General features: G+C 71.3%; 26 protein-coding genes. 3 read left to right on the forward strand and 23 right to left on the reverse strand.

The features are described 5' to 3' along the window. Positions 1 to 40 precede the first annotated feature (40 nt). The 19 genes from EFL95_RS12210 to mraZ all read right to left on the reverse strand — a co-directional run bounded on the left by EFL95_RS12210 (position 41) and on the right by mraZ (position 18,992). Entirely contained in the window at positions 41 to 793 is a 753-nt protein-coding gene (locus EFL95_RS12210) for a DivIVA domain-containing protein (protein WP_123234949.1), read from the reverse strand. A gap of 112 nt (positions 794 to 905) precedes the next feature. After that, positions 906 to 1,202, reverse strand: coding sequence for a YggT family protein (locus tag EFL95_RS12215; protein WP_123234221.1), 297 nt, complete (start codon positions 1,200 to 1,202; stop codon positions 906 to 908). 7 nt (positions 1,203 to 1,209) lie between these two features. After that, a complete protein-coding gene (locus tag EFL95_RS12220) occupies positions 1,210 to 1,692 on the reverse strand; it encodes a cell division protein SepF (RefSeq protein WP_123234222.1) in 483 nt (160 codons plus the stop codon). Between the two features lie 43 nt (positions 1,693 to 1,735). Continuing rightward, on the reverse strand, positions 1,736 to 2,458 hold the full coding sequence (locus EFL95_RS12225; RefSeq protein WP_246004919.1) for a YggS family pyridoxal phosphate-dependent enzyme: 723 nt from the start codon (positions 2,456 to 2,458) through the stop codon (positions 1,736 to 1,738). Between the two features lie 8 nt (positions 2,459 to 2,466). Next, the gene (gene pgeF, locus EFL95_RS12230; RefSeq protein ID WP_123234223.1) at positions 2,467 to 3,192 is read right to left on the reverse strand and encodes a peptidoglycan editing factor PgeF; all 726 of its coding nucleotides are present in this window, start codon (positions 3,190 to 3,192) and stop codon (positions 2,467 to 2,469) included. A gap of 17 nt (positions 3,193 to 3,209) precedes the next feature. Beyond that, positions 3,210 to 4,373, reverse strand: a complete 1,164-nt coding sequence (ftsZ, locus tag EFL95_RS12235; RefSeq protein ID WP_123234224.1) for a cell division protein FtsZ — start codon at positions 4,371 to 4,373, stop codon at positions 3,210 to 3,212. A gap of 289 nt (positions 4,374 to 4,662) precedes the next feature. Next, positions 4,663 to 5,421: a cell division protein FtsQ/DivIB gene (locus tag EFL95_RS12240; protein WP_123234225.1), complete on the reverse strand. Its 759-nt coding sequence runs from the start codon at positions 5,419 to 5,421 to the stop codon at positions 4,663 to 4,665. Continuing rightward, positions 5,408 to 6,841, reverse strand: coding sequence for a UDP-N-acetylmuramate--L-alanine ligase (murC, locus tag EFL95_RS12245; RefSeq protein ID WP_123234226.1), 1,434 nt, complete (start codon positions 6,839 to 6,841; stop codon positions 5,408 to 5,410). Before murC ends, EFL95_RS12240 begins: the two co-directional genes overlap by 14 nt. Next, the gene (gene murG, locus EFL95_RS12250; RefSeq protein ID WP_123234227.1) at positions 6,838 to 7,941 is read right to left on the reverse strand and encodes an undecaprenyldiphospho-muramoylpentapeptide beta-N-acetylglucosaminyltransferase; all 1,104 of its coding nucleotides are present in this window, start codon (positions 7,939 to 7,941) and stop codon (positions 6,838 to 6,840) included. Before murG ends, murC begins: the two co-directional genes overlap by 4 nt. A 13-nt stretch (positions 7,942 to 7,954) precedes the next feature. Then, positions 7,955 to 9,244, reverse strand: a complete 1,290-nt coding sequence (ftsW, locus tag EFL95_RS12255; RefSeq protein ID WP_246004920.1) for a putative lipid II flippase FtsW — start codon at positions 9,242 to 9,244, stop codon at positions 7,955 to 7,957. Between the two features lie 9 nt (positions 9,245 to 9,253). Beyond that, complete coding sequence (gene murD, locus EFL95_RS12260) at positions 9,254 to 10,762, reverse strand: UDP-N-acetylmuramoyl-L-alanine--D-glutamate ligase (protein ID WP_123234228.1); 1,509 nt, start codon at positions 10,760 to 10,762, stop codon at positions 9,254 to 9,256. Then, positions 10,744 to 11,841: a phospho-N-acetylmuramoyl-pentapeptide-transferase gene (gene mraY / locus EFL95_RS12265; protein WP_123234229.1), complete on the reverse strand. Its 1,098-nt coding sequence runs from the start codon at positions 11,839 to 11,841 to the stop codon at positions 10,744 to 10,746. Before mraY ends, murD begins: the two co-directional genes overlap by 19 nt. Further along, positions 11,838 to 13,247 carry a UDP-N-acetylmuramoyl-tripeptide--D-alanyl-D-alanine ligase gene (locus tag EFL95_RS12270; protein WP_123234230.1) on the reverse strand — a complete coding sequence of 470 codons (1,410 nt, stop codon included), beginning with the start codon at positions 13,245 to 13,247 and terminating at the stop codon, positions 11,838 to 11,840. Before EFL95_RS12270 ends, mraY begins: the two co-directional genes overlap by 4 nt. Further along, positions 13,244 to 14,791, reverse strand: coding sequence for a UDP-N-acetylmuramoyl-L-alanyl-D-glutamate--2,6-diaminopimelate ligase (locus EFL95_RS12275; protein ID WP_123234231.1), 1,548 nt, complete (start codon positions 14,789 to 14,791; stop codon positions 13,244 to 13,246). Before EFL95_RS12275 ends, EFL95_RS12270 begins: the two co-directional genes overlap by 4 nt. A 17-nt stretch (positions 14,792 to 14,808) precedes the next feature. Next, positions 14,809 to 16,644, reverse strand: coding sequence for a peptidoglycan D,D-transpeptidase FtsI family protein (locus EFL95_RS12280; protein WP_246004921.1), 1,836 nt, complete (start codon positions 16,642 to 16,644; stop codon positions 14,809 to 14,811). After that, positions 16,641 to 17,252, reverse strand: coding sequence for a cell division protein FtsL (gene ftsL / locus EFL95_RS12285; protein ID WP_123234232.1), 612 nt, complete (start codon positions 17,250 to 17,252; stop codon positions 16,641 to 16,643). Before ftsL ends, EFL95_RS12280 begins: the two co-directional genes overlap by 4 nt. Beyond that, complete coding sequence (gene rsmH, locus EFL95_RS12290; RefSeq protein ID WP_123234233.1) at positions 17,249 to 18,202, reverse strand: 16S rRNA (cytosine(1402)-N(4))-methyltransferase RsmH; 954 nt, start codon at positions 18,200 to 18,202, stop codon at positions 17,249 to 17,251. Before rsmH ends, ftsL begins: the two co-directional genes overlap by 4 nt. Positions 18,203 to 18,212: 10 nt before the next feature. Next, positions 18,213 to 18,347 carry a hypothetical protein gene (locus EFL95_RS20050; RefSeq protein WP_281272209.1) on the reverse strand — a complete coding sequence of 45 codons (135 nt, stop codon included), beginning with the start codon at positions 18,345 to 18,347 and terminating at the stop codon, positions 18,213 to 18,215. 216 nt (positions 18,348 to 18,563) lie between these two features. Beyond that, the gene (gene mraZ, locus EFL95_RS12295) at positions 18,564 to 18,992 is read right to left on the reverse strand and encodes a division/cell wall cluster transcriptional repressor MraZ (protein ID WP_123234234.1); all 429 of its coding nucleotides are present in this window, start codon (positions 18,990 to 18,992) and stop codon (positions 18,564 to 18,566) included. Between the two features lie 155 nt (positions 18,993 to 19,147). Between mraZ and EFL95_RS12300 the strand changes: the two genes are divergently transcribed. The 3 genes from EFL95_RS12300 to EFL95_RS12310 are packed head-to-tail and all read left to right on the forward strand — an operon-like array spanning position 19,148 to position 23,757. Beyond that, positions 19,148 to 20,107, forward strand: a complete 960-nt coding sequence (locus EFL95_RS12300) for an AAA family ATPase (RefSeq protein WP_123234235.1) — start codon at positions 19,148 to 19,150, stop codon at positions 20,105 to 20,107. A gap of 9 nt (positions 20,108 to 20,116) precedes the next feature. Then, positions 20,117 to 21,412: a DUF58 domain-containing protein gene (locus EFL95_RS12305; protein ID WP_123234236.1), complete on the forward strand. Its 1,296-nt coding sequence runs from the start codon at positions 20,117 to 20,119 to the stop codon at positions 21,410 to 21,412. After that, positions 21,409 to 23,757, forward strand: coding sequence for a transglutaminase TgpA family protein (locus EFL95_RS12310; RefSeq protein ID WP_123234237.1), 2,349 nt, complete (start codon positions 21,409 to 21,411; stop codon positions 23,755 to 23,757). The genes EFL95_RS12305 and EFL95_RS12310 overlap by 4 nt, the downstream gene beginning before the upstream one ends. 56 nt (positions 23,758 to 23,813) lie before the next feature. Here EFL95_RS12310 and EFL95_RS12315 read toward each other — a convergent pair whose 3' ends face one another. The 4 genes from EFL95_RS12315 to EFL95_RS12330 all read right to left on the reverse strand — a co-directional run bounded on the left by EFL95_RS12315 (position 23,814) and on the right by EFL95_RS12330 (position 26,903). Next, on the reverse strand, positions 23,814 to 24,287 hold the full coding sequence (locus EFL95_RS12315; protein ID WP_123234238.1) for a DUF3040 domain-containing protein: 474 nt from the start codon (positions 24,285 to 24,287) through the stop codon (positions 23,814 to 23,816). Between the two features lie 120 nt (positions 24,288 to 24,407). After that, the gene (gene dinB / locus EFL95_RS12320; protein WP_123234239.1) at positions 24,408 to 25,616 is read right to left on the reverse strand and encodes a DNA polymerase IV; all 1,209 of its coding nucleotides are present in this window, start codon (positions 25,614 to 25,616) and stop codon (positions 24,408 to 24,410) included. Between the two features lie 126 nt (positions 25,617 to 25,742). Then, positions 25,743 to 26,462 (reverse strand): methyltransferase domain-containing protein, encoded by a 720-nt coding sequence (locus EFL95_RS12325; protein WP_123234240.1) that lies wholly within the window; start codon positions 26,460 to 26,462, stop codon positions 25,743 to 25,745. Positions 26,463 to 26,492: 30 nt separating this feature from the next. Further along, a complete protein-coding gene (locus EFL95_RS12330; protein ID WP_123234241.1) occupies positions 26,493 to 26,903 on the reverse strand; it encodes an SAV_6107 family HEPN domain-containing protein in 411 nt (136 codons plus the stop codon). Positions 26,904 to 26,909 lie beyond the last annotated feature (6 nt).

Here is a 26,909-nt window from a genome sequence, read left to right on the forward strand (position 1 = left end):
TAACAGGAGGCGGGCGCAGCCAGGTGCCGCGTCTGGCGCCTCAGGGCTTCGCGTCCTCGGCGTCCTCGCCCAGGATCGAGCGCAGGCGCTTCGGCGAGTGCTCGCCGCCGCCGAGCGGCGCGGCCGGAGAGGTGGCACCGTCGAGAGCCTCGAGCTGCTGGGTGAAGTAGCTCTTCAGGCGGCTGCGGTACTCGCGCTCGAAGGAACGCAGTCCCTCGATCTCGCTGTTGAGGTTGTCCTTCTCCTTCTCGAGGTTGCCGAAGATCTCCTTGCGGCGGGCCTCGGTCTCGGAGTCGAGCATGGCGGCACGGGTCCGGGCGTCGGACTCGAGGCGGTCGGTCTTGGCCTTGGTCTCGACCTCGAGGCGCTCGGCCTTGGTGCGGGCGGCGCCGATGATCTTGTCGGCCTCGTCCTTCGCACCGTCGACGAGCTCGTCGGCGTTGCGGGTGGCGATCTCGAGCAGGCGGGCGGCGGCGCTCGAGGCGTCCGCGACGGTGCTCACCTTGAACTCCTGGACCGGCGCGGGTGCGGCAGCCGGGGTGGGCGCGGGGGTCGGCGGCGCGACCGGCTCCGGCTCCTTGAAGATCGGCGGCGGGGTGATCGCCGCGGTCTCGCCGCCACCACTCTGGGCGGCACTCAGCTTCGTCCGGAGGTCGTCGTTCTCCTTGTTGAGGCGCTCCAGCTCTGCCTCGACCTCGTCGAGGAACTGGTCGACCTCACCCATGTCGTAGCCCTCGCGGAGCCGGACCGGAGTAAAGCGCTTGTTGCTCACGTCCTCAGGCGTCAGCGGCATGACCTCACCCATTCTTCGTTAGTCGGACAAAACTGGTGTGAAACATCGTGCGGAACTGAACAATAGCCGCTTGCGGGTCGCGTGGCATTCACGCCCCTGTCGGCCCCAGGTTTCAGGCGGAGGCCCAGATCGCCTGGTTGACCGCCAGCAGCAGGTAGCAGACCAGGAGCACGGCGAGGAAGCTCAGGTCGAGGGACACCCCACCGATCCGGATCGGCTTGAAGATCCTCCGGAAAGCGAGGATCGGCGGGTCGGTGACCGAGTACACCGCCTCGAGCAGCACCAGTACGACGCCGGTGGGCTGCCAGGACCGGGCAAAGACCTGGATCCAGTCGACGACGAGGCGGACGATCAGGAAACCGATGAAGATCTTCAGGGCCAGGTCGATGCTGTAGCCGATCGGGTTCACGCAGGGCTCAGCTCTGGTTGAAGAAGCCGTCCTCGGCGACGAGCTCCTTCGCCTCCGCCGCAACCTCGACGTTCGGCGGGGACAGCAGGAAGACCTTGTTGGTGACCCGCTCGATCGAGCCGCGGACGGAGAAGACCAGCCCGGCTGCGAAGTCGACGAGACGCTTGGCGTCGCCGTCGGCCATCTCGGAGAGGTTCATGATCACCGGGATGCCGTCGCGGAAGTTCTCGCCGATGACCCGGGCCTCGTTGTAGGTCCGCGGGTGCAGGGTGGTGATCCGCGAGAGCGGCGTGGCGGCGCGCACCGGCGCTGCCGAGGTCGGCGCAGGCGTCGCGGCGCGACGGCGCTCGGAGATGCTGGAGACCGCGGCCCGGACCGGCTCGTGCCGACGGGTCGGCTCGTCGTAGGCGTTGTCGAGCTCGGCGTACTCGCCGTCGGCGTCCTCGAGCAGTCCGAGGTAGACGCCCATCTTCCGCATCGCGCCGCTCATCGTTCCTCTTCCTCTACGCCGGTACTGACGGTTGTTTCGGACATTACTGGATGGAAGGCCTCGTCCCGAGGACCGACGAGCCAATGCGCAGGCGTGTCGCGCCGCACCTGATCGCGTCCTCGAGGTCCCCGCTCATCCCTGCAGAGATCATTCGCGCCTCCGGGTGGTCGGCACGAAGCGTCGCGGCGACCTGCGCGAGGCGCTCGAACGCCGGCAGCGGCGGCTCCCCGAGCGGCGCCACCGCCATCACCCCGACGAGCCGCAGGTGCTCCGCGGCCGCGATCGCCCCGGCCAGCTCGGGCACCTGCGCCGGGTCGGCCCCGCTGCGTCCGCCGGCGCCCGGTGGGTCCAGGCTCACCTGCACCAGGCAGTCGACGACGGCACCGCGCTCCCCCGCGCCACGGCTCAACCCGGGGACCAGCTTCAGCCGGTCGACCGACTCGACGACGTCGGCGTACCCGGCGACGGCGGCCGCCTTGTTGCTCTGCAAGCCGCCGATGAAGTGCCACCGCAACCCGAGGTCGGCGCACTCGGCAGCCTTCCCCTGCGCCTCCTGGTGCTTGTTCTCCCCCACGTCGGTGACGCCGAGGTCGGCCAGCAGCCGGACGTCGGAGGCCGGGAAGTACTTGGTCACGACGACCAGCCCGACCTCGGCCACGTCGCGGCCGGCGGCGTCGCACGCCGCCCGGATCCTGTCGTGCACCGCGTCCAGGTTGGAGGCCAGCTCCTCACGGCGGCTCATCGCTGCGCCCATCCCCGGGCTCATCCCTGGGCTCATCCCCGGGCTCGCAAGCGGATCAGCCCGGCCAGGCGCCCAGCGCCGTCGCCGTCGCGGCGGTAGGAGTAGAGGTCTGCAGACTCGCGGGTGCACCGGGACAGGTCCTGCACCGCGACACCGGCTGCCTCCAGCTGGGCGCGCACTCCCGCCCCGATGTCCAGGGACGGGGTCCCCCAGCTCGTGGTCGCGACAGCGGCCGGCACCAAGGCTCCGACCTCGGCCTGCATCGTCGCGGGCACCTCGTAGCAGGCGCCGCACACGTGCGGCCCGATCCACGCGGTGATGCGTGCGGCGCCGAGCTCCCGCATCCGGGCCACGGTCGCCGGCACGACGCCGGCGACCAGCCCCGGCCGCCCGGAGTGGGCCGCACCGACGATGCCGGCCTCCGCGTCGGCGAGCAGCACCGGGACGCAGTCCGCGGCGCGGACCATCAGCGTGACGCCGGGCTCGACCGCGACCAGTCCGTCCGCGTCGGGTGGCTCGGAGAAGCCGGCGCCGCCGGCGAGCACGACGGTGGCGCCGTGCACCTGGTGCAGGTCGACGACCGCGTCGTCCGGGGCGAAATCGGCCAGCACCCGGCGGTGGTTCTCGGCGAGCGCCTCGGGAGCGTCTCCACTCTCCAGGGCCAGGTTCAGCTCGTCGTACGGAACGGCGCTGACCCCGCCGAACCTGTCCGTGAAGGCCAGGTCGACGGGGCCGAGCGTCGCACGATGGAAGTACACAGCAGCAGTGTTGCGCCCTACTTCAAGAAGTCGGGGACGTCGAGGTCGTCGTCGAAGTCCGCGTTCCCGCGCGGGGTCGAGGCGGTGACGCCCACCGGGACCTTCGGAGCCGGAGCGTCAGCGGTACGCCGCTCCTCGGCGAGCGCCTTCGCGGCCGCGAGCGTCTCCTCCTGGCTCTGCGTCTTCTGCGCGGTGACGGGGCGCTTCAACGGCGCCTCCTCGCGACGCTTCGGACGACCGCCCTCGAACCCGGCCGCGATCACCGTCACCCGCACCTCGTCACCGAGGGCGTCGTCGATGGTCGCACCGAAGATGATGTTCGCCTCCGGGTGCACGGCGTCGGCCACCATCGCGGCGGCCTCGTTGATCTCGAAGAGGCCGAGGTCCGAACCACCGGCGATCGAGAGCAGCACGCCCTGGGCACCGTCGATGGACTCCTCGAGCAGCGGCGAGGACACCGCGAGCTCGGCCGCCTCGACGGCGCGGTTCTCGCCGCGGGCCGAGCCGATGCCCATCAGGGCGGAGCCCGCGTTGGACATCACCGACTTCACGTCGGCGAAGTCGAGGTTGATCAGGCCCGGGGTGGTGATCAGGTCGGTGATGCCCGAGACGCCCTGGAGCAGCACCTGGTCGGCCTGCTTGAACGCGTCCAGCATCGAGACGTTGCGGTCCGCGATGGAGAGCAGCTTGTCGTTCGGGATCACGATCAGGGTGTCGACCTCCTCGCGGAGGTTGGCGATGCCCTCTTCGGCGGAGTTCGACCGGCGACGACCCTCGAAGGCGAACGGGCGGGTGACCACACCGATCGTCAGCGCGCCGAGCGAGCGGGCGATCTTCGCGACGACCGGGGCGCCACCGGTGCCGGTGCCACCACCCTCGCCCGCGGTCACGAACACCATGTCGGCGCCCTTGATGACCTCTTCGATCTCCTCGGCGTGGTCCTCGGCGGCGCGCGCACCCACGTCGGGGTTCGCGCCGGCACCGAGCCCGCGGGTGAGCTCGCGGCCGATGTCGAGCTTGACGTCGGCGTCGCTCATCAGGAGTGCCTGTGCATCGGTGTTGATCGCGATGAACTCAACGCCACGCAGACCGACCTCGATCATCCGGTTCACTGCGTTGACGCCACCGCCACCGATACCCACGACCTTGATCACGGCCAGGTAGTTCTGTGGTGCTGCCACGGCGATGCCTCTCGTCTGCTGTGTCGCCCCGCCGTCTGCAGGGCGGCTCCGGTATGTCTTGGGGAAGCACTCCCTCTGGCTTTCCGGAACATTAACCCTCCAGTAGAGGGTTAATGTTATGTCAACCTGAGGTCGTGGAACCAAGGTAGGCACCGGCCGCCGGGAAACCGTGGCAACACGCCCGCGACACGCGGACCAATCACGATTCCGGTCGAACGTCGACCCGAATCCTCGCGCTCGACCCGATGCAACGGGTCGGACGTGCTGGTTTCACGTCCTGCCTAGGGAATCAGCGCGTCGTCGGCTTGCCCGGGACGCTGACGTCGATCCGGGTGTACTTCTTCGAGCCCCCGTTGAGGAAGACGGCGAGGACGTCCGCCTTCTCTTCGGAGTCGTCCGCGCTCCCCCACAGCACCTGCGGCCCGTTGCGCAGGCTCAGCGTGATCTTGTCGATCGAGGCGACGTCGACGTACCGGACCCGGGAGGCGATGTCGGAACGCAGCGAGGTGACCACCTTCGCCGCCTCCGAGAGCACCTCCGCGGTCACGCCCGGAGCGGTGCGGATCAGCGGCAGGCCCTTCGGCCGGCTCCGGAAGCTGCCGAACAGGACACCGTCGAGGTCGACCGCCTGGAGCGGCGCGCCGGCCGTCCCGGAGTCGCGGCTGACCACCGCGACCGGGACCCGCTCGGTCACCTCGATGCGGATGGTGTGCAGCCAGGAGCGGGACACCGAGACGGCGCTCACGTCCGGGATCGCCTCGACGCGGGCCTGCACCGCGGCGAGGTCGGCGCGCGCCAGCGGCGTCCCGATCGGGGCGCGCGCGACGCTGCGGATGTGCTGGGCCGTGACCCGGTGGTTCCCGACCACCTCGACGCCGCGCACGCTGGCGACCGAGGAGTAGAAGACCAGCCAGATGCCGGTGACCACGAGCGCCAGCGCCAGGGCGATGATCAGGAACGGCCGCCAGCGGCGCAGCCGTGCGGTCCACCGGCGCTGCTTGAAGGTCGGGGCCGCGACGACCACGGTCTCGTCGTCAGTCATGGTCATCGACGGGCTCCTCCCCCTCGAGCAGGGCCAGCACGGAGGGGCCCAGCAGCGTCACGTCACCGGCGCCGAGCGTGAGGATCAGATCGCCCGGACGGGCCCGCTCGACCAGGTGCCCGGCGGTCGCGGACCAGGACGGCTCGAGCACCACGTGCTCGGGCCCGAGCGGCACGGCGTCGGCCACCAGCGCCGAGGTGACCCCCGGCTCGGGGTCCTCGCGGGCGACGTAGATGTCCATCACGACGACCTCGTCGGCGGCGCCGAGCGCCTGGCCCATCTCGGCGCCGAAGATCCGGGTGCGCGAGACCATGTGCGGCTGGAAGGCGACCACGATCCGGCCCGGACCTGCCAGGGCACGTGCCGCTTCGAGGTCGCCGGCGATCTCGCGCGGGTGGTGCGCGTAGCTGTCGTAGACGCGGATGCCGTTGCGCTCCCCCTTGAGCTCCATCCGGCGACGGGTGCCGCTGTAGGCACCCAGGCCACGAGCCAGGTCGGCGAACGGGTAGCCGAGGCGGAGGCCGCAGGCCAGCGCCGCCAGCGCGTCGAGCACGTAGTGCTGACCGGGGACCACCAGCGTGACCTCCCCCAGCCGGCGGCCGCGGTCGACCACCTCGAAGGTGGACGTCGAGCCGACCTGGCGCAGGTTCTCGGCCCGGACCTCGGCCGCGGTCCCGAGACCCACCGAGACCACGGTCCGTCCGCGCTCGCGCGCGATGTCGAGCAGGTCCGCCGCACCGGGGTCGTCCGAGCACGCCACCAGGAAGCCGGCCTCGTCGATCCGGTCGAGGAATTGCACGAAGGCCTCGCGGTAGGCCTCCTCGGTCCCGTAGTTGTCGAGGTGGTCGGCCTCGACGTTGGTGACCAGCGCGGCGTACGGCGAGTAGACCAGGAAGGCGCCGTCGCTCTCGTCGGCCTCGGCGACGAACAGCTCGCCGGTGCCGTTGTGGGCGTTGGTGCCGGCCTCGTTGAGGTCGCCGCCGATCGCGAAGGAGGGATCGGCACCGCAGTGCTGCAGCGCGACCGTGAGCATCGAGGTCGTGGTGGTCTTGCCGTGGGTGCCGGCGACCGCGACCACCCGGCGGCCCTGCATCACCGCCTCGAGCGCCGCCGAGCGCGGCAGCAACCGCAGGCCGAGCCGCTCGGCCTCGACGACCTCGGGGTTGTCGGCACGCACCGCCGTGGAGACGACGACGGTGTCGGCGTTCGCGACCTGCTCGGCAGCGTGCCCGACGAAGCAGGTCGCCCCGAGCGCGCGCAGCGCCTCGATGGTGGCCGAGGGCTTCGCGTCGCTGCCCGAGACCTCGATACCCCGGGCGAGCATGATCCGGGCGATGCCGGACAGCCCGGCGCCGCCGATACCGACGAAGTGCACCCGGCCGAGCGCCTCGGCGGGGAGCAGCACGTCGGGAATCGGAACCCTCATCGCCCGCGACCCCTCTGACCGCTCTCGACGGCGGCCTCGATCAGGTCGGCGAGCTTCTCGTCGGCGTCCAGCGGGATCACGCCCGAGGCCGCCCGGCCCATCGCCTCGCGCCGGGCGGTGTCGGTGAGCAGGCCCGGCACGTTGGCGGCCACCCACTCCGGGGTGAAGGCGGCGTTCGCCACCAGCAAGGCACCGCCGGCATCGACCACCGGGCGCGCGTTCAGGGCCTGCTCCCCGTTGCCGTGCGGCAGCGGCACGAAGACCGCCGGCAGGCCGACCCCGGAGACCTCGGTCACCGTGTTCGACCCGGACCGGCAGACCACCGCGTCCGCGGCGGCGTACGCGAGGTCCATCCGGTCGACGTAGTTCTCGATGACGTACGCCGGCCCCTCGGTCCCGCGTGCCGGGTGGGCCTCGCCGTTCGGCCCGACGATGTGCAGCACCTGGACTCCTGCGTCGGCGATCGCCTGGGCGGAGGCGGCCACCGAGGTGTTGATCCGCTCGGCGCCCTGGGAGCCGCCGGTGACCAGCAGCGTCGGCAGGTCCGGGTCGAGGCTGAAGAACGCCGCGGCCTCGGCCCGCAGCGCGGCGCGGTCGAGGGTGGCGATCATCCGCCGGATCGGGAGGCCGGTGCAGATCGCGTGCGGCAGCACCGTCCCCGGGAAGCTGGTCGCGACGAAGGAGGTGAAGCGGGCGCCGAGCTTGTTCGCGATGCCGGGCAGGGCGTTTCCCTCGTGCACCACCAGCGGGAACTTGCGACGCCGGGCCGCCAGGTAGGCCGGGACCGAGACGTACCCGCCGAAGCCGACCACGGCCTCGGGCTGGTGCCGGTCCAGGATGTCGACGGCCTCGTTCACCGAGGCCCGCAGCCGGGCCGGGGTCTTGAACAGGTCGGCGTTGACCTTGCGCGAGAGCGGAACCGGCGAGACCAGCTCGAGCGGGTAGCCCGCGGCCGGGATCACGGTGTTCTCCAGCCCGCGCGGCGTCCCCATGCAGACGATCTCGACGTCCGGGTAGCGACGGCGCAGCGCCTCAGCGGTGGCGAGCAGCGGCGAGGTGTGCCCCGCGGTGCCGCCACCGGCGAGCAGCACCCTCCTCATCGACCGGCCCCGCTCACGAGGTCCGGCCCCGCGGGACCGCGCCCGCGTTGACCGCACGACGGTTGCGGCGCTCGCCACGCCGGCGGCGCAGCTCACCCGCAGCGTTCGGCTCGGACCGGGCGAAGCCGATCACCAGACCGAGCGCGACCAGCTCGGGGACCAGGGACGAGCCGCCGTAGGAGACCAGCGGGAGCGGGATGCCGATGACCGGCAGCAGCGCGAGCACCATGCCGATGTTGATCACCATGTGCGCGGTCAGCCAGATCACGATGCCCGCGCTCGTGTAGCGCACGAAGAGGTTCTGGGCCTGCACGGCGACCCGCAGGCCGGCGTACGCGATGGTCAGGAACAGCGCGAGGACGAGCAGGGTGCCGACCAGGCCGAGCTCCTCGCCGAGCACCGCGAAGATGAAGTCGGTGTGGGCCTCGGGCAGGTTGCCCCACTTCTGCTGGCTGGCACCGATGCCCTTGCCGAAGATGCCGCCGCTCGCCATGCCGAGGATGCCGTGGCCGGCCTGCCAGCCGGAGTTCTGCAGGTCGTTGAACGGGTTCACGAAGCCGGTGATGCGGTTGAGCCGCTCGGGGCTGCTCGCCGCCAGGTAGAGCGCACCGACGGAGACCACGCTGACCGCGGCCACGAAGATCCGGGCCGGGACCCCGACCACCCAGAGCATGCCGAGCACGATCGCGAACATCACCAGGGCGGTGCCCAGGTCGCCACCGACGAGGACGAGACCCACGATCAGGCCGGCGACCGGGAGCACCGGCACGGCGAGGTGGCGCCAGGTGTCGAGCAGCCGGTCCTTGCGCGCGTACACGTCCGCGCACCACAGGATCATCGCGAACTTCGCGACCTCGGACGGCTGGACCTGGAACGGACCGACGCCGAGCCAGTTCTTGTTGCCGTTGACCTCGACGCCGAGGCCGGTCTGGGTCAGCGCGAGCATCACGACCGCGACGGCGAGCATCGGCCAGGCCGCGACGCGCAGGGTGCGCAAGGGGAGCCGCGTCGCCACCCAGGCGCACGGGAGCGCGATCAGCACCCACATCAGCTGCTTGGTCGCCCAGTAGTAGGAGTTCCCGTGCTGGGTCTTGTACGAGTAGACGCTCGAGGCGGACAGCACCATGATCAGGCCGATGGCGAGCAGCAGGCCGGTGGCGCCCAGGAGCAGGTAGTACGGCGTGAGCGGGCGGTCGCGGTAGCGGCGGACGGTCTCCAGCCAACCGGCGAAACCCTGCGAGGACGAGCCCCGGACCTCGTCACGGGTCCCGGTCCGGCCTCCCGGCTGCGCCGTGATGCTCACGCATCCTCCTCAATCCTCGCTGGCTCGCCACTTCCGGTGCACCGCCTCGACGAACGCGTCGCCACGAGCCCCGTAGTTGGTGAACATGTCCATGGACGCGCAGCCTGGAGCAAGCAGCACCGTGTCACCCGGTCGGGCGAACGCTGCGGCTTCCGCCACAACGCGGTCCATGGGAGAAGTCTCGCCGGGATCCAGGCGGAAGACCGGTACATCCGGGGCGTGTCGGGCGAGCGCCTCGGCGATCACCGGAGCATCCTGGCCGAGCAGGACGACAGCCCGCAGCCGGTCGCGGACCCGCTGCACCAGGTCGTCGAAGTGCGCCCCCTTGGCCAGTCCCCCGGCGACCCAGACGACCGGGTCGTAGGCCTGCAGCGAGGCGAGCGCCGCCGGCGGGTTCGTCGCCTTGGAGTCGTCGACCCACCGGACCTCGTCGTAGGTGCCCACCTCGGCGATCCGGTGGCCGTCGGGGACGAAGCCGCGCAGCGCCTCCCGGATCGCCGCCGGCTCGACGTCGACCGAGCGGGCCAGGGCGGCTGCCGCCAGGGCGTTCTGGACGAAGTGCGGCGCCGGCGTGGCCAGGTCCGCCAGGGTGCAGATCTCGGCGGCTGCGTTCTGCCGGTCGTCGATGAACGCTCGGTCGGCCAACACGTCCTCGACCAGGCCGAGCATGCCGACTCCCGGCGTACCGAGGGTGAAACCGATCGCGCGGGCTCCCTCCTCGACGTCGGCGTCGCGGACCAGCTGCTCGGTGACCGGGTCAGCGACGTTGTAGACGCAGGCGTGCTGGACGCCGGCGTAGATCCGGCCCTTGTCGGCGATGTAGCCCTCCATGCCGTCGTACCAGTCCAGGTGGTCCTCGGCGATGTTGAGGACCGCCGCGGAGTGCGCCCGCATCGAGGAGGTGTAGTGCAGCTGGAAGCTGGAGAGCTCGACCGCCAGCACGTCGTACGGCGAGGCTCCGGTCTCGTCGACGGTCATCACCGCCTCGACGATGGGCAGGCCGACGTTGCCGCAGGCGACCGCGCGCAGGCCACCGGCGAGGAGCATCCGCTCGAGCATCTGCACGGTCGTGGTCTTGCCGTTGGTCCCGGTGATGGTCAGCCACGGCGCCGGCACCCCGGTCGCCGGGTTGTCGGCCCGCAGGCGCCAGGCCAGCTCGACCTCGCCCCAGACGGGGATGCCCCGGGCCGCGGCCTGGGTGAGCAGGCTCGAGTCCGGGCGCCAGCCGGGCGAGGTGACGACCACGTCGACGTCGGCGGGCAGCTCGGCGGTGCTGCCGGGTCCAAGGCGCACGGTCGCGCCGAGGATCTCCAGGAGCGTCGCCTTCTCGCCGCGGTCGCCCGCGTCGGACTCGTCCAGCGCGGTCACCGAGGCGCCCAGGTGGGTCAGGTTGTCGGCAGCGGCGAAGCCCGAAACACCCATCCCGGCGACCACGGCGCGCACGCCTTCCCAGGAGTCCTCGCGGCCGAGACCGTCCAGACGCCCGTCAGCACCGGCGTTCACCCGCCGACCACCCATTCCGCGTAGAAGATGCCCAGACCGCCCGCGACGCAGACGGCGCCGATCAGCCAGAAGCGGATCACCACGGTGATCTCCTCCCAGCCGAGCAGCTCGAAGTGGTGGTGCAGCGGTGCCATCCGGAACAGCCGTTTGCCCTTGCTGAGCTTGAAGTAGCCGACCTGGAGGATCACCGACATCGTCTGCAGCACGAACAGGCCGCCGAGCACCGCGAGCAGCAGCTCGGTGCGGGTCAGCACCGCCATGCCAGCCACGGCGCCGCCGAGGGCCAGCGAGCCGGTGTCCCCCATGAAGATCTGGGCGGGCGAGGCGTTGTACCAGAGGAATCCGAAGCAGGCGCCGGTGATGGCGGCCGCGACGACCGCGAGGTCGAGCGGGTCGCGGACGTCGTAGCAGGAGGCCTTGGTGGAGACGTCCAGCGCCACCCGGGCCCCGCCGCAGGACTGGTTGTTCTGCCAGATGTTCATCAGCGTGTACGCGCCGAAGACCATCATCGAGGAGCCCGCGGCCAGACCGTCGAGCCCGTCGGTGAGGTTGACCGCGTTGCTGGCTCCGGCGATGAGCAGCACGATGAACAGGATCATCAGCACGATCGGCAGCTTGAACTTCTCGATGTCCCGGGTGAACGAGATCGCCCGGCTCGCCGGGGTCAGGCCGTCCGGGTCGACGAACGGGCTGTGGTCCCACAGGACCAGGAACCCGAAAACGACCGCGACAGCGGTCTGCCCGATGAACTTGGCCTTGCTCCGCAGCCCGAGGTTGCGCTGCTTGTAGATCTTGATGAAGTCGTCGAGGAACCCGACGAAGCCCAGCCCGACGAACAGGAACAGCAGCAGGTACGCCGAGGCCGAGGGCTGCGAGCCGGTGATCAGCTTGGCGGTGAAGTAGGAGATCAGCGTGGCCAGCACGATGACCAGGCCGCCCATCGTCGGGGTACCGCGCTTGGTGTGGTGCGAGGTCGGTCCGTCGTCGCGGATCAGCTGGCCGTAGCCCTTGGCCGCGAACACGCGGATGGCCACCCGGGTCCCGATGATGGTCAGGATCAGCGACAGTCCCCCGGCGAGCAGGATCGCTCTCACGGACTCGCCTCCTTCCCGACCACATCAGGCGCTGCCCCGAGCAGCGCGTCGGCCACCCGTTCCAGGCCTGCAGCCCGGGACGCCTTGACCAGCACGATCTCCGTGCCGTCGACATTGTTCCGCACCGCCTCGACCGCATCGGACACCGACGCGGAGAACAGGGCAGATTCATCTGTGTCGCTGATCGCACGGGCGCCCTCACCGACGACGACGAGCCGGTCGATGCCGAGGTCGCCGACCAGGCGTCCGATCGCCGCGTGCTCCTGCGCACTCGTCGCGCCGAGCTCGCGCATCTCCCCCAGGACCGCAACGGTGGGGCGTCCCGAGCTGCGCCCGATCGCGGCCAGGGTCTCGAGCGCCGCGCGCATCGAGTCCGGATTCGCGTTGTAGGCATCGTTGATGACCACGAGCCCGTCGGCGCGCTCGTGCAGCTCCATCCGCCACTTCGACAGCGCCGTGATCGACTCCAGCGAGGCGCCGATCGCGGACAGCGACAGGCCGAGGGTCAGGCCGACCGTCGCGGCGGCGACCGCGTTGGTGGCCTGGTGCTCGCCGAGCAGGTTGAGCCGGACGTGCACGCGCTCGGCACCACGGTGCAGGTCGAACGAGGGACGCCCGAGGTCGTCGAGCTCCACCTTCTCGAGCTGGACCGCGGCACCCGAGGTGCGTCCGAAGGTGTTCAGCCGGCCGCGGGTGCGCGGAGCCATCCCGATGACCAGCGGGTCGTCGTGGTTCAGCACCGCGGTCCCCTCGGGTCCGAGCGCCTCGACCAGCTCGCCCTTCGCCGTGGCGATCGCCTCCTGGCTGCCGAACTCGCCGATGTGCGCCCGCCCGACGTTGAGCACGAGGCTCACGTCCGGAGGCGCGATCGCACAGAGCAGCGCGAGGTGGCCGATGCCGCGCGCGCCCATCTCGAGCACCAGGAACCGGGTGGTCGGCCCCGTGCGCAGCACGGTGATGGGCAGACCGAGCTCGTTGTTGAAGGAGCCGTAGGTGGCCACCGTCTCCCCGGCATCGCCGAGCACCGCGGCGAGCATGTCCTTGGCGGTGGTCTTGCCCTGCGAGCCGGTGACCGCGACCACCCGCAGGTCGGGGTTCACCCGGCGGAGCCGGCGCAGCACCTCGCGTGCGAGTGCCTGCACCGCCGCCTCGACGTCGTCGACCACGACCGTCGGCACCTCGGTCGCGCGGCTGCCGAGGACCGCGGCGGCCCCACCCCCGACCGCACCGACGGCGTAGTCGTGACCGTCGACGTGCTCTCCGGCGATCGCGAGAAACAGCCCACCCGGCTCGGGGCTGCGGCTGTCCAGGAAGGCCGGGCCGGTGACGGCGACGCCCGCGTCCGCGGAGTCGGCGAGCGCGCCGCCGACCACCTCGGCGATCTCGCCCAGGGTCATCTCGATCATCGTCCGGCCTCCCCCAGCGCGGCCAGCGCGGCGCGTGCCTCGTCGCGGTCGTCGAACGGGTGCACGACCTTGTCGGGTCCGACGCCGACCTCCTGACCGGTCTCGTGACCCTTGCCGGCGATCAGCACGGTGTCGCCCGGGCCTGCGGACGCGATCGCGCGACGGATCGCCTCGCGGCGGTCGCCGAGCTCGAGCACCTCGGCCCGATCGGCCGATGGCACCTGGTCCGCACCGTCGAGGACGGCCCGGCGGATCGCGGTCGGGTCCTCGCTCCGCGGGTTGTCGTCCGTCACCACCAGGACGTCGGCCAGGCGGGCGCCGATCTCCCCCATCAGGGGACGCTTCCCGGTGTCGCGGTCGCCGCCGGCGCCGATCACCACGACCAGCTTCCCGGTGGTCAGCGGCCGGACCGCAGCCACGGCGGCCTCGAGCGCATCAGGCTTGTGGGCGTAGTCGACGACGACCAGGAAGTCCTGGCCCCCGTCGATCCGTTCGAGCCGACCGGGCACCCCGTGCGAGGCGGCGATCCCGGCCGCGACGACCACCGGGTCGAAGCCGGCCTCGGCCGCGAGGGCTACGGCGCACAACGCGTTGGCGACGTTGAAGGCACCGGTCAGAGGCACCCCGGCAGCGATGCGCGCCCCGTCCGGGGCGATGACGGTGAACCGGGACCCCTCCGGCGCCAGCTCGACGTCGACCGCTCGCCAGTCGGCGTCGGCACCGCTCGGCGAGAACGTGCGCATCGGGATCCCGGCCACCTCGAGCAACCGACGGCCGTGCTCATCGTCGACGTTGGTCAGGCCGAGCCGGGCGTGCTCGGGGGTGAAGAGCGACGCCTTCGCGGCGAAGTACTCCTCCATGTCGGCGTGGAAGTCGAGGTGGTCGCGCCCGAGGTTCGCGAAGGCGGCCACGTCGAAGACCACGCCGTCGACCCGGCCCATCACCAGAGCGTGGCTGGAGACCTCCATCGCGCAGCCCACGACGTCGTGCTCCCGCATCACCGCGAACAACGCGTGCAGGTCGGGAGCCTCAGGAGTGGTCAGCGCGGTCCGCACGTCGTGGCCGGCGATCCGGGTGCCGACGGTGCCGACGACCGCTGCCGGGATGCCGGCCAGCTCCAGACCCGCTTCGAGCAGACGGGTGGTGGTGGTTTTGCCCTGGGTCCCGGTCACCGCCATCAGCGTCAACGCCGCTGCCGGCTCGCCGTAGACCCGGGCCGCGAGCGCCCCGAGGACCGGGCGCAGGTCCTCGAGCACCAGCACCGGGACACCGGTCGGGCCGAGCTGCTCGCACCCGGCCGCGTCGGTGAGCACGGCGACCGCCCCGGCAGCGACGGCGTCGTCAGCGAAGGCCGCACCGTGGCGGCTGGCGCCGGGCAGGGCGGCGTACAGGTCGCCGGGGCGGACCCGCTGGGAGCTCAACGTCAGGCCGGTGACGACCGTCGCCGAGGGATCGCCGACGCACCGTGCGCCGAGCCACGCGACGAGGTCGGTCAGCGGCGTCGCGAGCGGTTCCTCGGGGCGCGACGACGGGCTTGCTGGCACACCGCAAACCTATCGGTTCACCACATGATCGGCAGGAGCGGCGGCCGGGTGTTGGTCGGCGGCACCGCGTACTTCTGCAGCAGGTAGTTCATGATCTGCCGGAACACCGGACCGGCCGTACCGCCACCGCTGGCGCTCTGCACCGGCTTCTGGATCACCACGTAGACGGTGAACCGCGGGTTGTCCGCCGGGGCGAAGCCGGCGAAGGAGACCGCGAGAGAGCCGTCGTAGCAGCGGCAGGTGGCACCGACCTCCTGCGCCGTGCCGGTCTTGCCGGCGACGCGGTACCCGGCGATGCCGGCGCGCGGTGCGGTACCGAGGCCCTCGGTGGTGACGCCCTCCATCATCTGGGCGACCTGCGAGGCAGCGCTGCGGCTGATCACCCGGGTCCGGGTCGCGGTTCCGGTGCCGACCACGGCGCCCTTGACGTTGGTGGCCGTGCCCTTGATCAGGCTCGGCGAGATCCGCTCCCCGCCGTTCGCGACCGCGTTGACCGCGGTGGCCATCTGCAGGGCGTTGACCGAGAGTCCCTGACCGAACGCGATGTTGGACTGGGTCAGCTCGGTCCAGGTCGGCTCGGCCGGCAGCAGACCCTTGGTCTCGCCGAGCAGACCGACGTCGGTCTTCTGGCCGAGGCCGAACGCGTCCAGGTAGTTCCACAGCTGCCGGTGGTTCAGCTGGCGCGACGCGAGCACGGTGCCGACGTTGGAGGACTTCGCGATCACGCCGGCCAGGGTGAGGTGCAGCGTCCCGTGGCCCCAGTAGTCGTGGATGGTCCGGTCGGCCACGCGCAGGTTCTGCGGCACCGTCAGCTTGGTGCGCGGGGTGACCTTGCCCGCGTCGATCAGCGCCGAGCTGGTGAGCACCTTCTCCACCGAGCCGGGCTCGTAGACGTTGCTCAGCGCCCGGCTGTTGTAGTCGTCCTTGTTCGCGTTCGCGCCGTCGTTGGCGTCGTACGTCGGGTAGTCGGCGAGCGCCAGGATCTCGCCGGTCCTGGTGTCCATCGCGATCGCGACGCCGGAGGCCGCGTGCGCCTTCTGGACCGCGGTGCGCAGCACCCGCTGGGAGAAGAACTGCACGTCCCGGTCGATCGTCAGCGTGAGGTTCTTGCCGTTGACCGGCTTGGTCTCGCTGTTCTCGCCGAGCGGGATCCGGTTGCCGCCGCCGACCTCGTAGGTGGTGCTGCCGTCCTTGCCCGCGAGCTGGTTGTTGAAGGCCAGCTCCAGTCCGGCCAGCGGGGTGCCGTCGGTGCCGAGGAAGCCGAGGAGGTTCGCGGCCACGTCGTGGGCCGGGTACTCGCGCAGCGGGTCGGGGCGGGTGTCGACACCCTGGTAGCCGGCCTTGTCGATCGCCTTGACCGCAGCCGTCGCCTCGGACGCCGGCACCCGACGGGCGAGGTAGGCGAACCGGACCGTCGGCTTGCCGTCCGGACCGGTCTTGCGCAGCTGGGTGAGGGTGTCGACGTAGTCGAGCTTGAGCTTGTTGGCCAGGATGCGCGCGATCGGCTCGGCGTGCGCCGCCGTGCGCGACGGGTCGGCGACGACCATCATCCCGGTCACCGACTCGGCCAGCGCAACGCCGTTGCGGTCGGTGATCTCGCCGCGGGTAGCCGGCAGCGGCACGGTCACCAGACCTTGGGCGTCAGCCAGCTTCGCGTAGGCCTTCGGGTCCAGGCCCTGGAGCTCGAAGAGCCGCACGCCGAAGACCGAGAGGATCATCAGGATGATGATCAGACCGCCCCGCAGGCGGAGCTCGGAGGAACCCCGCAGCGAGCGCCCGGAAGAACGGGCGCTGGACGTGCGACCACGCTGCGACGGCGAGCGGCGGGCGACCGGTCGGCGGGGCTGGGTCAACGAGTTGCTCCCTGGGCAGCGGTTCCTGCCCCATTAGTACCGCCGGTGGACCGCTTCGTCGTGGAGGCGGGGCCGTGGGCGGCGCCCTTTTGCCCCGTCTTCGTCGTCGTGGCCGGGGCCTCGGGGGTCTTCACCGTCACGACCACGTGCTTGACCGGCGGCTGCCACGGCGGGGTGACCGCCGTGGCCTTCGGGTTGACCTGGATCCGGTCGGCGCCGGTGGCGACGGTCGGGATGCCCTCGACCTTCCCGGAGGCGAGGTTGATCTGGGCCGGGACCGGCGCCGGGACCATGCCGAGCCAGGTCGCGGCCTGGGCCAGGTGCTGCGGGTCGCGCAATCCGTCGAGGTCCATCTGCAGCGACTCCTGCTGCGCGGTCAGCCGGTCCGCCTGGTTCTGCAGGCGGGTGGCGTAGAACGAGTCCTGCTGCATCTGGGTGTTGAACATCAGGAGGCCGACGACGCCGGCACCGAGGATCAGGAAGACCAGGACGGCGAACGGGGCGCGCGGGGCGTCGACCCGACGGGCCGGGACCAGGGCGAGGCGGGCGCGCTCGACGGCCGCGATGGCCGGACGCGCGGCCCGTACGGTGCTGCTCAGCTGGCTCATGCTGCCCTCCGGATCCGTTCGACGGCACGCAGTCGGACCGACGCGGCACGGGGGTTCTCGGCGATCTCGGCGGCCGTGGCCTTCTCCGAACCGCGGGTGATCAGCTTCAGCTCGGGCTGGTGCGCCTCGGGGACCACCGGGAGGTCGACCGGCGCCGTGGAGCGGGTGCGCTCGGCGAAGACCTGCTTGGTCATCCGGTCCTCCAGCGAGTGGTAGCTCATCACCACGACCCGGCCACCGACGTCGATGGAGTCGAGGGCCGCCGGGATGGCCCGGCGCAGGACGCCGAGCTCGTCGTTGACCTCGATCCGGAGCGCCTGGAAGGTGCGCTTGGCCGGATGTCCCCCTGTACGCCGGGCCGGCGCCGGGATCACGTCGTAGAGCAGCTCGACCAGCCGGGCGGAGGAGCTGAACGGCTCGGCCTCGCGCTCGCGCACCACCGCACGGGCGATCTGGCGGGAGAACTTCTCCTCGCCGTAGGTGCGCAGGATCCGCGCCAGGTCCTCGGCCGGGTAGGTGTTCAGCACCTCGGCGGCGGTCATGCCGGTGGTGTCGTTCATGCGCATGTCCAGCGGCGCGTCCTCGGCGTAGGCGAAGCCGCGCTCCCGGACGTCGAGCTGCATCGAGGAGACGCCCAGGTCGAAGAGGATCCCCTGGACCGGTCCGATGCCGTGCTCGGCGAGGACCTCCGGGATCTCGTCGTACACGGCGTGCACCAGGGTGATCCGCTCGGCGAACGGCTCGAGGCGCTTGCGGGCCAGGTCCAGGGCGTGCACGTCGCGGTCGACGCCGACCACGTGGGCCTGCGGGCAGCGGGTGAGCACGGCCTCGCTGTGGCCGCCCAGGCCGAGCGTGGCGTCCACCAGGACGCTGCCCGGCTCGGCGAGGGCCGGGGCCACCAAAGCAACGACCCGGTCGAGGAGGACCGGGACGTGGGCGGGGCTGCTCATCTGCTCGGCCCTACTTCCCGAGCCCGACGAGGAGCATCCAGACGCCGGCGACCCCGACGCTGGTGGCGGCGGAGAACGCCATCACGGCGAGACCGTCACGAACGTCGTGACGGACCCGTCGTGCGGGTGTGACAGAACCGCTCATTGGTTTCGACCCCTGCTGGCTGGCTGTACGCGACTGGTGAGGTGGTGATCGCCGGCCCAGGTTCGGGTCCGCTCGTCTGACGACTGCTGTCTTCTGTCACCGGGGAAGGTGCGACAGACGACCTGCCGGAGGAGCGGACACGAGCCTCGTCCTGCGATCACCGCTGTTGAGTTGTGTGGTGGAGCGCTGTGTGGTGGAGCAGAGTGGAGCGCCGGGTCAGAAACCCGGGAAGATCTCTTCCTGCACGTCGGAGAAAGCCGATTCCTGGGCCGCCGTGTACTCGACCCACGCCTGCGGCTCCCAGATCTCGATCCGGTTGTAGATGCCGATCACCACGCAGTCCTTCTCGAGCGACGCGTACTCGCGCAGCTCCGGGGTGATCGAGATGCGTCCCTGCTTGTCCGGCACCTGCTCGGAGGCGAGGGCGAAGAGCATCCGGCCGTAGCCGCGCAGCCGGGCGTCGGTCTGCGACGCGTTCTGGAACCTGTCGGCGAACACGGCGAAGTCGGCCTTGGTGCGCATGTCGATCGAGCGCTCCTGACCCCGGGTGATCACCAGACCGTCCCCCATCGCCTCTCGGAATTTCGCCGGGAGGAAGAGACGGCCCTTGTCGTCGAGCCGAGGTTTGAAGGTGCCGGAGAACAACTCGCCACCTCATTCCTCTCTTCCACCACTTTCCCCCACTTTACTCCACAACGCTCCACCGTCAACCACCTTCGCTCCATTTCCCTCCCTTTTTGCGCCCCAGGGATCCACCGCTGTTCCTGCGGCGTCGAACGCCCATGGGGTTGACTAGGCGCATGGGAGAACACGCGGCTGAGCTCGGGAGCGGTCTGGACGCGCTGCGGTCGGTGACCGACCGGGTGCAGGCGAACATCGAGAAGGTGATCGAGGGCAAGCCCGAGGTCGCCCGTACCGCCCTGGTGGTGCTGCTCGCCGAGGGTCACCTGCTCATCGAGGACGTCCCCGGCGTCGGCAAGACGATGCTGAGCAAGGCGCTGGCGCGCTCGATCGACCTGACCGTGAGGCGGATCCAGTTCACCCCGGACCTGCTGCCGTCGGACGTCACCGGCGTCTCGATCTTCAACCAGGACACCCGGCAGTTCGAGTTCCGGCCGGGCGGCATCTTCGCCAACATCGTGATCGGCGACGAGATCAACCGGGCCTCGCCGAAGACCCAGTCCGCGATGCTCGAGTGCATGGAGGAGCGGCAGGTCACGGTCGACAACCAGACCTTCGCGCTGGACTCGCCGTTCATGGTGATCGCCACCCAGAACCCGCTGGAGATGGAGGGCACCTACGCCCTGCCCGAGGCCCAGCGCGACCGGTTCCTGGCCCGGGTCTCGATGGGCTACCCGGTCATGGCGGCCGAGATCGCGATGCTCTCGGCGCGCACGACGACCAGCCCGCTCGAGGAGCTCGAGCCGGTCACCGACGCGGCCGAGATCCGCAAGCTGATCTCCGTGGTCTCCGGGGTGCACGTGTCCTCGGCGGTGCAGCGCTACGCCGTCGCCCTGACCACCGCGACCCGCAACTCCCCCGAGCTGCGCCTCGGCGCCTCGCCGCGCGCCACCCTGCACCTGGTTCGCGCCGCCCGTGCCTCGGCGGCGATGGCCGGCCGCGACTTCGTCGTCCCCGACGACGTGCAGGTGCTGGCCCCCACGGTGCTGGCCCACCGCCTGCTGCCGGCCACCCGGACCGGTCGCGAGCCCGCCGAGATCCTGGCCGGGATCCTGGAGTCGGTCCCGGTCCCGGAGTAGGTCGCGAGCATGGCTGCCTCACCCTCGCGGACCCGGCCCGGCCGGGACCGCCCTGGCACCGGCCTTCGAGAAGGTCTCGGGTCGCTGACCGCGCGCGGTCGCGGCTTCGTCGCCGGCGGCGTCACCGCGGCGATCGCCGGTCTCGTCCTCGGCGAGCGCGACCTGGTGCGGATCGGTTTCCTGGTCGCGCTGCTCCCCCTGGTCACGGCCGGCATCACAGCGCTGAGCAGCAACCGGCTCAGCCTGACCCGGACGCTGGCGGCCACCCAGATCGAGGTCGGCACCACCTTGGAGGTGCAGCTCGACCTGGCCAACGTCGGCAGCACCACCGGCCTGCTGCTGGTCGAGGAGCAGGTCCCCTGGGCCCTCGGTCAGCGCCCTCGCTTCGTCATCGACTCCATGCGTCCCGGCTGGCACCGCAAGGTCAGCTACCCGGTACGCGCCGAGGTGCGCGGCATCTACGAGATCGGCCCGATGCGACTGCGGGTGGCCGACCCGTTCGGGATGCTGTCGCTGAACCGGGCGTTCACCAAGACCTCGTCGCTGGTGGTGATCCCGGTCGCCGAGCCGCTGCCGGCGATCCACCTGGGCGGCGCCTGGTCGGGCAGCGGTGACAACCGTCCGCGCCCCTTCTCCACCGGTAGCGCCGCCGACGTCACGGTGCGCGAGTACCGCCGCGGCGACGACCTGCGCCGGGTGCACTGGCGCAGCACCGCCCGCGTCGGCGACCTGATGGTGCGGCGCGAGGAGCAGCCGTGGCAGTCGCGCTGCACCCTGTTCGTCGACAACCGCGCCGGTTCGCACCGGGGCAGCGGACCCGACTCCTCGCTCGAGCGCGCGATCACCGTGGCCGCCTCGATCGCGGTCCACCTCGCCGACCTCGGCTACCAGGTGCGCCTGGTCAGCGCGGACGGCGAGGAGGTCGACCACTCCTGGCACGACGGCGACGTCGCCGCGCACGCCCGCCCCGTCCTCGAGCGCCTGGCGGTCCTGCCGACCACCAAGACTCCCGACATCACCAGCGGCTGGGTCGACGAGACCGTCACCGGCGGCATGTTCATCGGGGTCTTCGGCGGCCTGACCGCCGACGACCGCGCGTTCCTCGGCCGGCTGCACGGAGCCGGCAGCGCGTCGTACGCCGTGCTGCTGGACGTCGCCGGCTGGACCGGGCGCACCGCTCCCGAGCAACCGGTCGAGCACCACCGGACCGACGTCGTCGACTGGCTGCACCACCGTGGCTGGAAGGCCGCCGAGCTGGCGCGTTGGGAACCGGTCGCCACCGCGTGGCAGGAGCTCGGACGGTGAGCGCGGTCCGCAGCAGGTTCCCGGCACGACTGCTGGTCGCGCTGCTGGCGAACCTGATGACCTGGATGGCGATCCACTCCTGGAACGGGATGGTCGAGGAGCCGCTGAAGTTCACCGGCCCGGCCCTGACCGCGGCCCTGCTCATCGCGGTGACCGGTGCCGTGCTGCGCGGGACCCCGCTGCCGTCGTACCTGGTCCTGGTCGTCCAGATCCTCGTCGTCCTCGTCTGGTTCTTCCACCACCAGGACGTCTCCACCTCCTACGGCGGCTGGCTGCCCACCTGGGACGGCATCAGTGCGATCAGCGACCAGATCCGCACCGGTGCCTCCGCGATCAACACGTACGCCGCGCCGGTGCGCGCGGCCCGGGTGACCGCACCGATGTACCTGCTCGGGTTGGCGCTGCTGCTCCTGCTCGCGGTCGACTTCATCGCCGCCGGGCTGCGCCGTCCGACCTGGGCCGGGCTGCCGATCCTGGTCGCGCTAACCGTGCCGATCAGCGTGCTGAGCGAACCGCTCGCCGCGCACGTCTTCATCGGCACTGCGGTGCTGTTCGTGATGCTCCTGGCCACCGTCGAGAACGAGCAGACCCTGGCTTGGGGACAGGCCGTCACCGGCCGGCGCCAGCGGGACGACACCACCGACCAGGTCCTGGACCGCGCGTCGGCGCAATTGCCGGCGCTGAAGATCGGCGCCGTCGCCGCGGTCGCGGCGCTGGTGCTGCCGATCTTCATCCCGATCGGACGCGGTGTCCTCGACGCCGGCCCCGACAACGGCCAGAGCGGTCGCGGTGCAGGCCAGCAGGTCCAGCTGAGGAACCCGATGGTCGACCTGCGCCGCAACCTGGTCCAGGAGGACCACCTCCCGCTGCTCGACGTGCGGACCGACGCCGCCGACCCGTCCTACCTGCGCACCACGGTGCTGGACACCTTCAACGGCACCGCCTGGGTGCCGGGGCACCGCGACCTGCCGGAGACCAACATCGCCCAGGGCCGGCTCCCCGACCCCTCCGGTGTCTCCCCGACCACTCCGGGCACCACCTCGACGTGGAACCTGAAGACCACCGAGAACTTCCGGACGACGTGGTTGCCGGCGCCCTACCTGACGCGGGACATCTCGGTCGACGAGGGCGACTGGCGCTACGACATCACCACGCTCGACCTGGCGAACACCGACAAGAACCCGCCGATCCCGGTGAGCTACCGGCTGACCGGGTTCGCGCAGGTCTACGACCCGGCCAAGCTCAACGCAGCCACGGTCGCACCGGACGACATCCTCAAGCCGATGACCGCCGTTCCGAAGCTGACGGCAACGGTCTCGCAGATCGCGAAGGAGGTCACGGCCTCAGGGACGACCGACTACGCCAAGGTGGTGCTGCTGCAGAACTGGTTCCGCAACGACGGTGGCTTCCGCTACTCCCTGGACCCGGCGCCGGGTGACGGGATGGACCAGCTCGAGCGTTTCATCACCACCGAGAAGGTCGGCTACTGCGAGCAGTTCGCCGCCGCGATGGCCGTGATGACCCGGGCGCTCGGCATCCCGGCCCGCGTGGTCGTCGGCTTCCTCGCCCCGGAGAAGCTCTCGGACGAGACCTACGAGTTCACCAGCGACGACCTGCACGCCTGGCCGGAGGTCTACTTCCGCGGCTCCGGCTGGGTGCGGTTCGAGCCGACCCCCTCCACCCGGACGGGCACGGCTCCCTCCTGGACCCGCGGCAACGTGCGGCCGCAGCCGACCAACACGCCGTCGGCCAGCCCGACCACGTCGGCACCGATCCCGAAGCCGACGAAGAAGCCGACCGAGAACACCCAGACCCCGACCGCGAGCGGTACGTCGTCGACGACCTACCTCCGTCTGGCCGTCGTGCTGCTCCTGCTCTGCCTGCTCGCGGTTCCCGCCCTGCTGCGCCGGGCGCAGCGGCGGCGCCGTTTCACCGACCGCGCCAATGCCCGGCTCGAGGTCGAGAACTTGTGGCGCGAACTGCGCGCGACCGCGACCGACCTCCGCATCCCGTGGCCCGAGGGGCGCTCCCCGCGGACCGCGGCCCGGATCGTCTGCCACCGCGTCAACGCCGGACCCGACGAGGTCAACGAGTTGTTGGTGCTCGTCGGCGTGCTGGAGCAGGCCCGGTACCGCGAGCGCTTCGTGCTCGACGAGGACACCCGCGCCCGCTGCCGGGAGGCGACACGGCACTGGATCACCGTGCTCGTCGAGGCCACCCCGTCCCGGCGTTCTCGGGTCGCGCTGGTCTGGCCGCGCTCCGCGCTCAGCTCACAGCGCAGGGCCGAGCTGGACGTCCCGGCCGTGGCGCACGCGGACGCGAACAGCTTCACCGAGGTCGGCTGAGGCAGACGCACAAGGACCGACCTCGGTCGAGGTCGGTCCGGATCAGCGGCGGGTGCTCAGTAGCCCTGGTCGCGGCGGTGCTGCCAGCGCTGCTCCATGCGCTGCATGAAGGTGCCCTGCTTGGGCTGGCGCAGCTTGCGCTGGCGCGGCCGACGGTCGCGCTTCGGCTTGCCGGCACGACCACCGTCGAGCACCTCGAACCGGTGCGGGTGGTCGTCGAAATCGAAGAGCGCGTCCGGGCTCGGCCGCTCCTCGGGCACCCGGTGCCCGCGCCACGCGGCGATGCCGAACATCGCGGAGCCGAGCATCACGAGGAAGCCGAGAATGCCCAGCCACGGCAGCTCGGCGATGGCACCACCCATGAGCAGGGCGATACCGCCGAGGAACGCCACCCCTGCGAACAGGGTGCGCAGCCGGGCGACCCGACGAAGCGTCCGCCCCTGCAGAGCGGAGACGAACTTCGGGTCCTCCGCGGCGAGGGCGCGTTCCATCTGCTCGAGCAGACGGAGCTCCTCTTCCGACAGCGGCACGACGTCCTCCGGATTGGCCTGATGGTGTTCGACGCCACAAGTCTAGGCAGGCTCCGGTGAACGCGGTACCCGAGACCGAGAATTCATAGGTCACGACTTGTCCCGGATGCTCCGGCGCCGCTACGGGCGGTCCCCGCTGAGCAGAGCCGCCGGTTTGACCACCCCGCGGCCGAACCGACGCCCGGCCAGGTCGACCGCGCGGTCCGCCTCGGCCCAGCCGCGCTCGCGCTCCCCCAGCGCCAGCTGCCGCTCGCTCCCGGCCCGCGGGCGCAGACCTTCGACCCGGACCCCGACCAGGCGGATCCGCCGCTGGCCCGCCTGCGCGACGAGCACCTCGAACAGCCGGAACGCCTCGGCGTGCACCAGCGAGGTCACGTCGGTCGGGTCGGCCAGCGTGTGCGAGCGGGTCAGCGTGGTGAAGTCGCTGTACCGGATCCGGATCGCGACGGTGCGTCCGGTCATGCCGGCGGCCCGCATCCGCGAGGTCACCCGGGCCGAGAGCCGGAGCAGCTCGCGGCTGATCACCGCCGGGTCGGCGGTGTCGCGGGAGAACGTCTCCTCGGCCCCCATGCTGCGCTCCGGGTCGTCGTCGGACCTGCGCGGTGTCAGGGAGCTCCGGTCGGTCCCCCAGGCGAGCTGGTGGAGGTGGGCACCGCTGGCCCGACCGAGCATCTGCTGCAACGTCGGGAGCGGGATCCTGGCGACGTCACCGACGGTGACCAGCCCGATCCGCAGGAGCTTGGCGCGCGTCTTCTCGCCCACGCCGAAGAGCTCCCCGACATCGAGTGGGTGCAGGTACTCGACGACCCGCTCCGGCGTGACCACCAGTACGCCGTCAGGCTTGGCCCGGCGCGAGGCCAGCTTCGCGACCGAGACCGTCCCGGCGACCCCGACCGAGCAGGTGATCTGCTGCTCATCGAAGACCTGGGCGCGCAGCCACTCCGCCACCTGGAGCGGGGTCCCGAGCCGGCGCCCGGCGCCGGAGACGTCGAGGAACGCCTCGTCCAGGGAGTACGCCTCGACGAGCGGGGTGACCCGCCTGAAGGTCTCCATCACCGAGGACGAGACCCGCTCGAAGAGCCGGTAGTCCGGCGACAGCCGGACGGCCTGCGGACACAGCCGGAGCGCGTCGCGGCCCGACATCCCGGAGCGGACCCCGAACCTGCGCGCCGGGTAGTTCGCGGCGAGGATCACGCCCCGGTGCCCGCCGCCGATCACCACCGGCTCGTCACGGAGCTCGGGTCGGTCGCGCAACATCACCGACGCGTAGAAGGCGTCCATGTCGACATGAAGGATCGAGCACGCCTCCGACCCGTCCTGGGGCGTCATGCACGCCACCTGGCTGCGTTGTCGTCGGTCGACGTCCGCTCCGCTGGCGCTCCGCCGAAGGACGCCTTCCCTCCTCCGCCTTGCCAGCTGGCACGCCTGACGTCCCAGGAGCAGCGCGGCGAAGAGTCAGACCGTGCTGACCGTGTGGATCGCGGCCGCGAGGGCGAGGTACTCCGGCCGCTCGGCGACGGCGCGCTCGAGCTCGAGCAGGCCTGCCACCGCTCCCGGCTCCAGGTCGAGCAACGTGGAGGGGACGAGGTCGGCGAACACCCGGACCGCGTGGGTCTGGGCGACACTGAACCCGGTCGCGGCGAGCAGACCGGCGATCTCCTCAGCGGTGAACCGGCGCTCGGCGCCGTCCTCCCCGTCAAGGGTCCGGACCGCCTCACCGAAGTGGCCGGCCATGGCCTTCGCGAGCACGGCCGCGTGCCGCTGCCCGACCAGCAGGCTGAGAGCACCACCGGGACGTAGTACGCCGTGGATCGTGCGCAGCGCGGCTCGGGGATCGTCGACCAGGCCGAGGACGTCGTGGCACAGGACGAGGTCGGCGCTGCCGGACTCGACGAGCTCGGGAAGCGAGGCGAGGTCGCCCTGCTGCCCGACGACACGATCGGCGACGCCGCGTTCCTCGGCCCGACGGCCGAGGGCTGCCAGCGCGTCCGGGCTCGGGTCGATGACAGTGACCCGGTGCCCGAGCTCGGCGACCCGTACGGCGAACCCGCCCGTGCCTCCCCCGATGTCGATGACCGTCTGGTCGGAGGCACCGTCGAGGCGAGCACGGCAGGCGTCCCAGACGACTGCGGTGCGCACCGAGGCCCGGCGCTCGAGAGGACGGTCTCGCTCCATGGCAGGAACACTAGTGCGGCCCCTCGGGTCTCAGGCCACCCGGATCGCCGGATGTTCGGTCAGTCCGAGCGAGGTTTCCACCAGTGCGAGGAAGCGGTCGGCGTCGCGCACGAGGTCGTCCGCCTCGCGCGCGGAGACCGCGCGCCGGGAACCCGCCTCGGCGGCCGAACGCTTCTGCGCGCCTGAGGAGAAGAACACCGCCCACTCCTCGAACTCCGGAGCCACCTCGGTGAGCAGCACCCAGGCGTTCTTCTGCCGGCGGCGCGCGGCCGGCATCGGCTGAGCCTTGGCGGCCAGCAGCGCGGCGGTCGCCCGCAAGGCGGAGACGTGCGCGAGCGCGTAGCGCTGCGGAACGTCGTTGCACAGGATCGCCTCGCGCAACGACTCGGCGGACCGCTCCAGGTAGGAGTGCGTCGCCGCAGGAAGCTGAACGTGCATCATGCCGCC

Source organism: Nocardioides marmorisolisilvae (assembly GCF_003725775.1).
In the GTDB taxonomy this organism is placed as follows: domain Bacteria; phylum Actinomycetota; class Actinomycetes; order Propionibacteriales; family Nocardioidaceae; genus Marmoricola; species Marmoricola marmorisolisilvae.

What these genes read in the sequence shown, in the direction of transcription:
- EFL95_RS12210 (WP_123234949.1), bottom strand. Translation starts at nt 793, where the DNA reads ATGCCGCTGACGCCTGAGGACGTGAGCAACAAGCGCTTTACTCCGGTC.
- EFL95_RS12220 (WP_123234222.1), bottom strand. Translation starts at nt 1,692, where the DNA reads ATGAGCGGCGCGATGCGGAAGATGGGCGTCTACCTCGGACTGCTCGAG.
- EFL95_RS12225 (WP_246004919.1), bottom strand. Translation starts at nt 2,458, where the DNA reads ATGAGCCCGGGGATGGGCGCAGCGATGAGCCGCCGTGAGGAGCTGGCC.
- EFL95_RS12240 (WP_123234225.1), bottom strand. Translation starts at nt 5,421, where the DNA reads ATGACCATGACTGACGACGAGACCGTGGTCGTCGCGGCCCCGACCTTC.
- murC (WP_123234226.1), bottom strand. Translation starts at nt 6,841, where the DNA reads ATGAGGGTTCCGATTCCCGACGTGCTGCTCCCCGCCGAGGCGCTCGGC.
- murG (WP_123234227.1), bottom strand. Translation starts at nt 7,941, where the DNA reads ATGAGGAGGGTGCTGCTCGCCGGTGGCGGCACCGCGGGGCACACCTCG.
- murD (WP_123234228.1), bottom strand. Translation starts at nt 10,762, where the DNA reads ATGGGTGGTCGGCGGGTGAACGCCGGTGCTGACGGGCGTCTGGACGGT.
- EFL95_RS12270 (WP_123234230.1), bottom strand. Translation starts at nt 13,247, where the DNA reads ATGATCGAGATGACCCTGGGCGAGATCGCCGAGGTGGTCGGCGGCGCG.
- ftsL (WP_123234232.1), bottom strand. Translation starts at nt 17,252, where the DNA reads ATGAGCCAGCTGAGCAGCACCGTACGGGCCGCGCGTCCGGCCATCGCG.
- rsmH (WP_123234233.1), bottom strand. Translation starts at nt 18,202, where the DNA reads ATGAGCAGCCCCGCCCACGTCCCGGTCCTCCTCGACCGGGTCGTTGCT.
- EFL95_RS20050 (WP_281272209.1), bottom strand. Translation starts at nt 18,347, where the DNA reads ATGAGCGGTTCTGTCACACCCGCACGACGGGTCCGTCACGACGTTCGT.
- EFL95_RS12300 (WP_123234235.1), top strand. Translation starts at nt 19,148, where the DNA reads ATGGGAGAACACGCGGCTGAGCTCGGGAGCGGTCTGGACGCGCTGCGG.
- EFL95_RS12305 (WP_123234236.1), top strand. Translation starts at nt 20,117, where the DNA reads ATGGCTGCCTCACCCTCGCGGACCCGGCCCGGCCGGGACCGCCCTGGC.
- dinB (WP_123234239.1), bottom strand. Translation starts at nt 25,616, where the DNA reads ATGACGCCCCAGGACGGGTCGGAGGCGTGCTCGATCCTTCATGTCGAC.
- EFL95_RS12325 (WP_123234240.1), bottom strand. Translation starts at nt 26,462, where the DNA reads ATGGAGCGAGACCGTCCTCTCGAGCGCCGGGCCTCGGTGCGCACCGCA.
- EFL95_RS12330 (WP_123234241.1), bottom strand. Translation starts at nt 26,903, where the DNA reads ATGATGCACGTTCAGCTTCCTGCGGCGACGCACTCCTACCTGGAGCGG.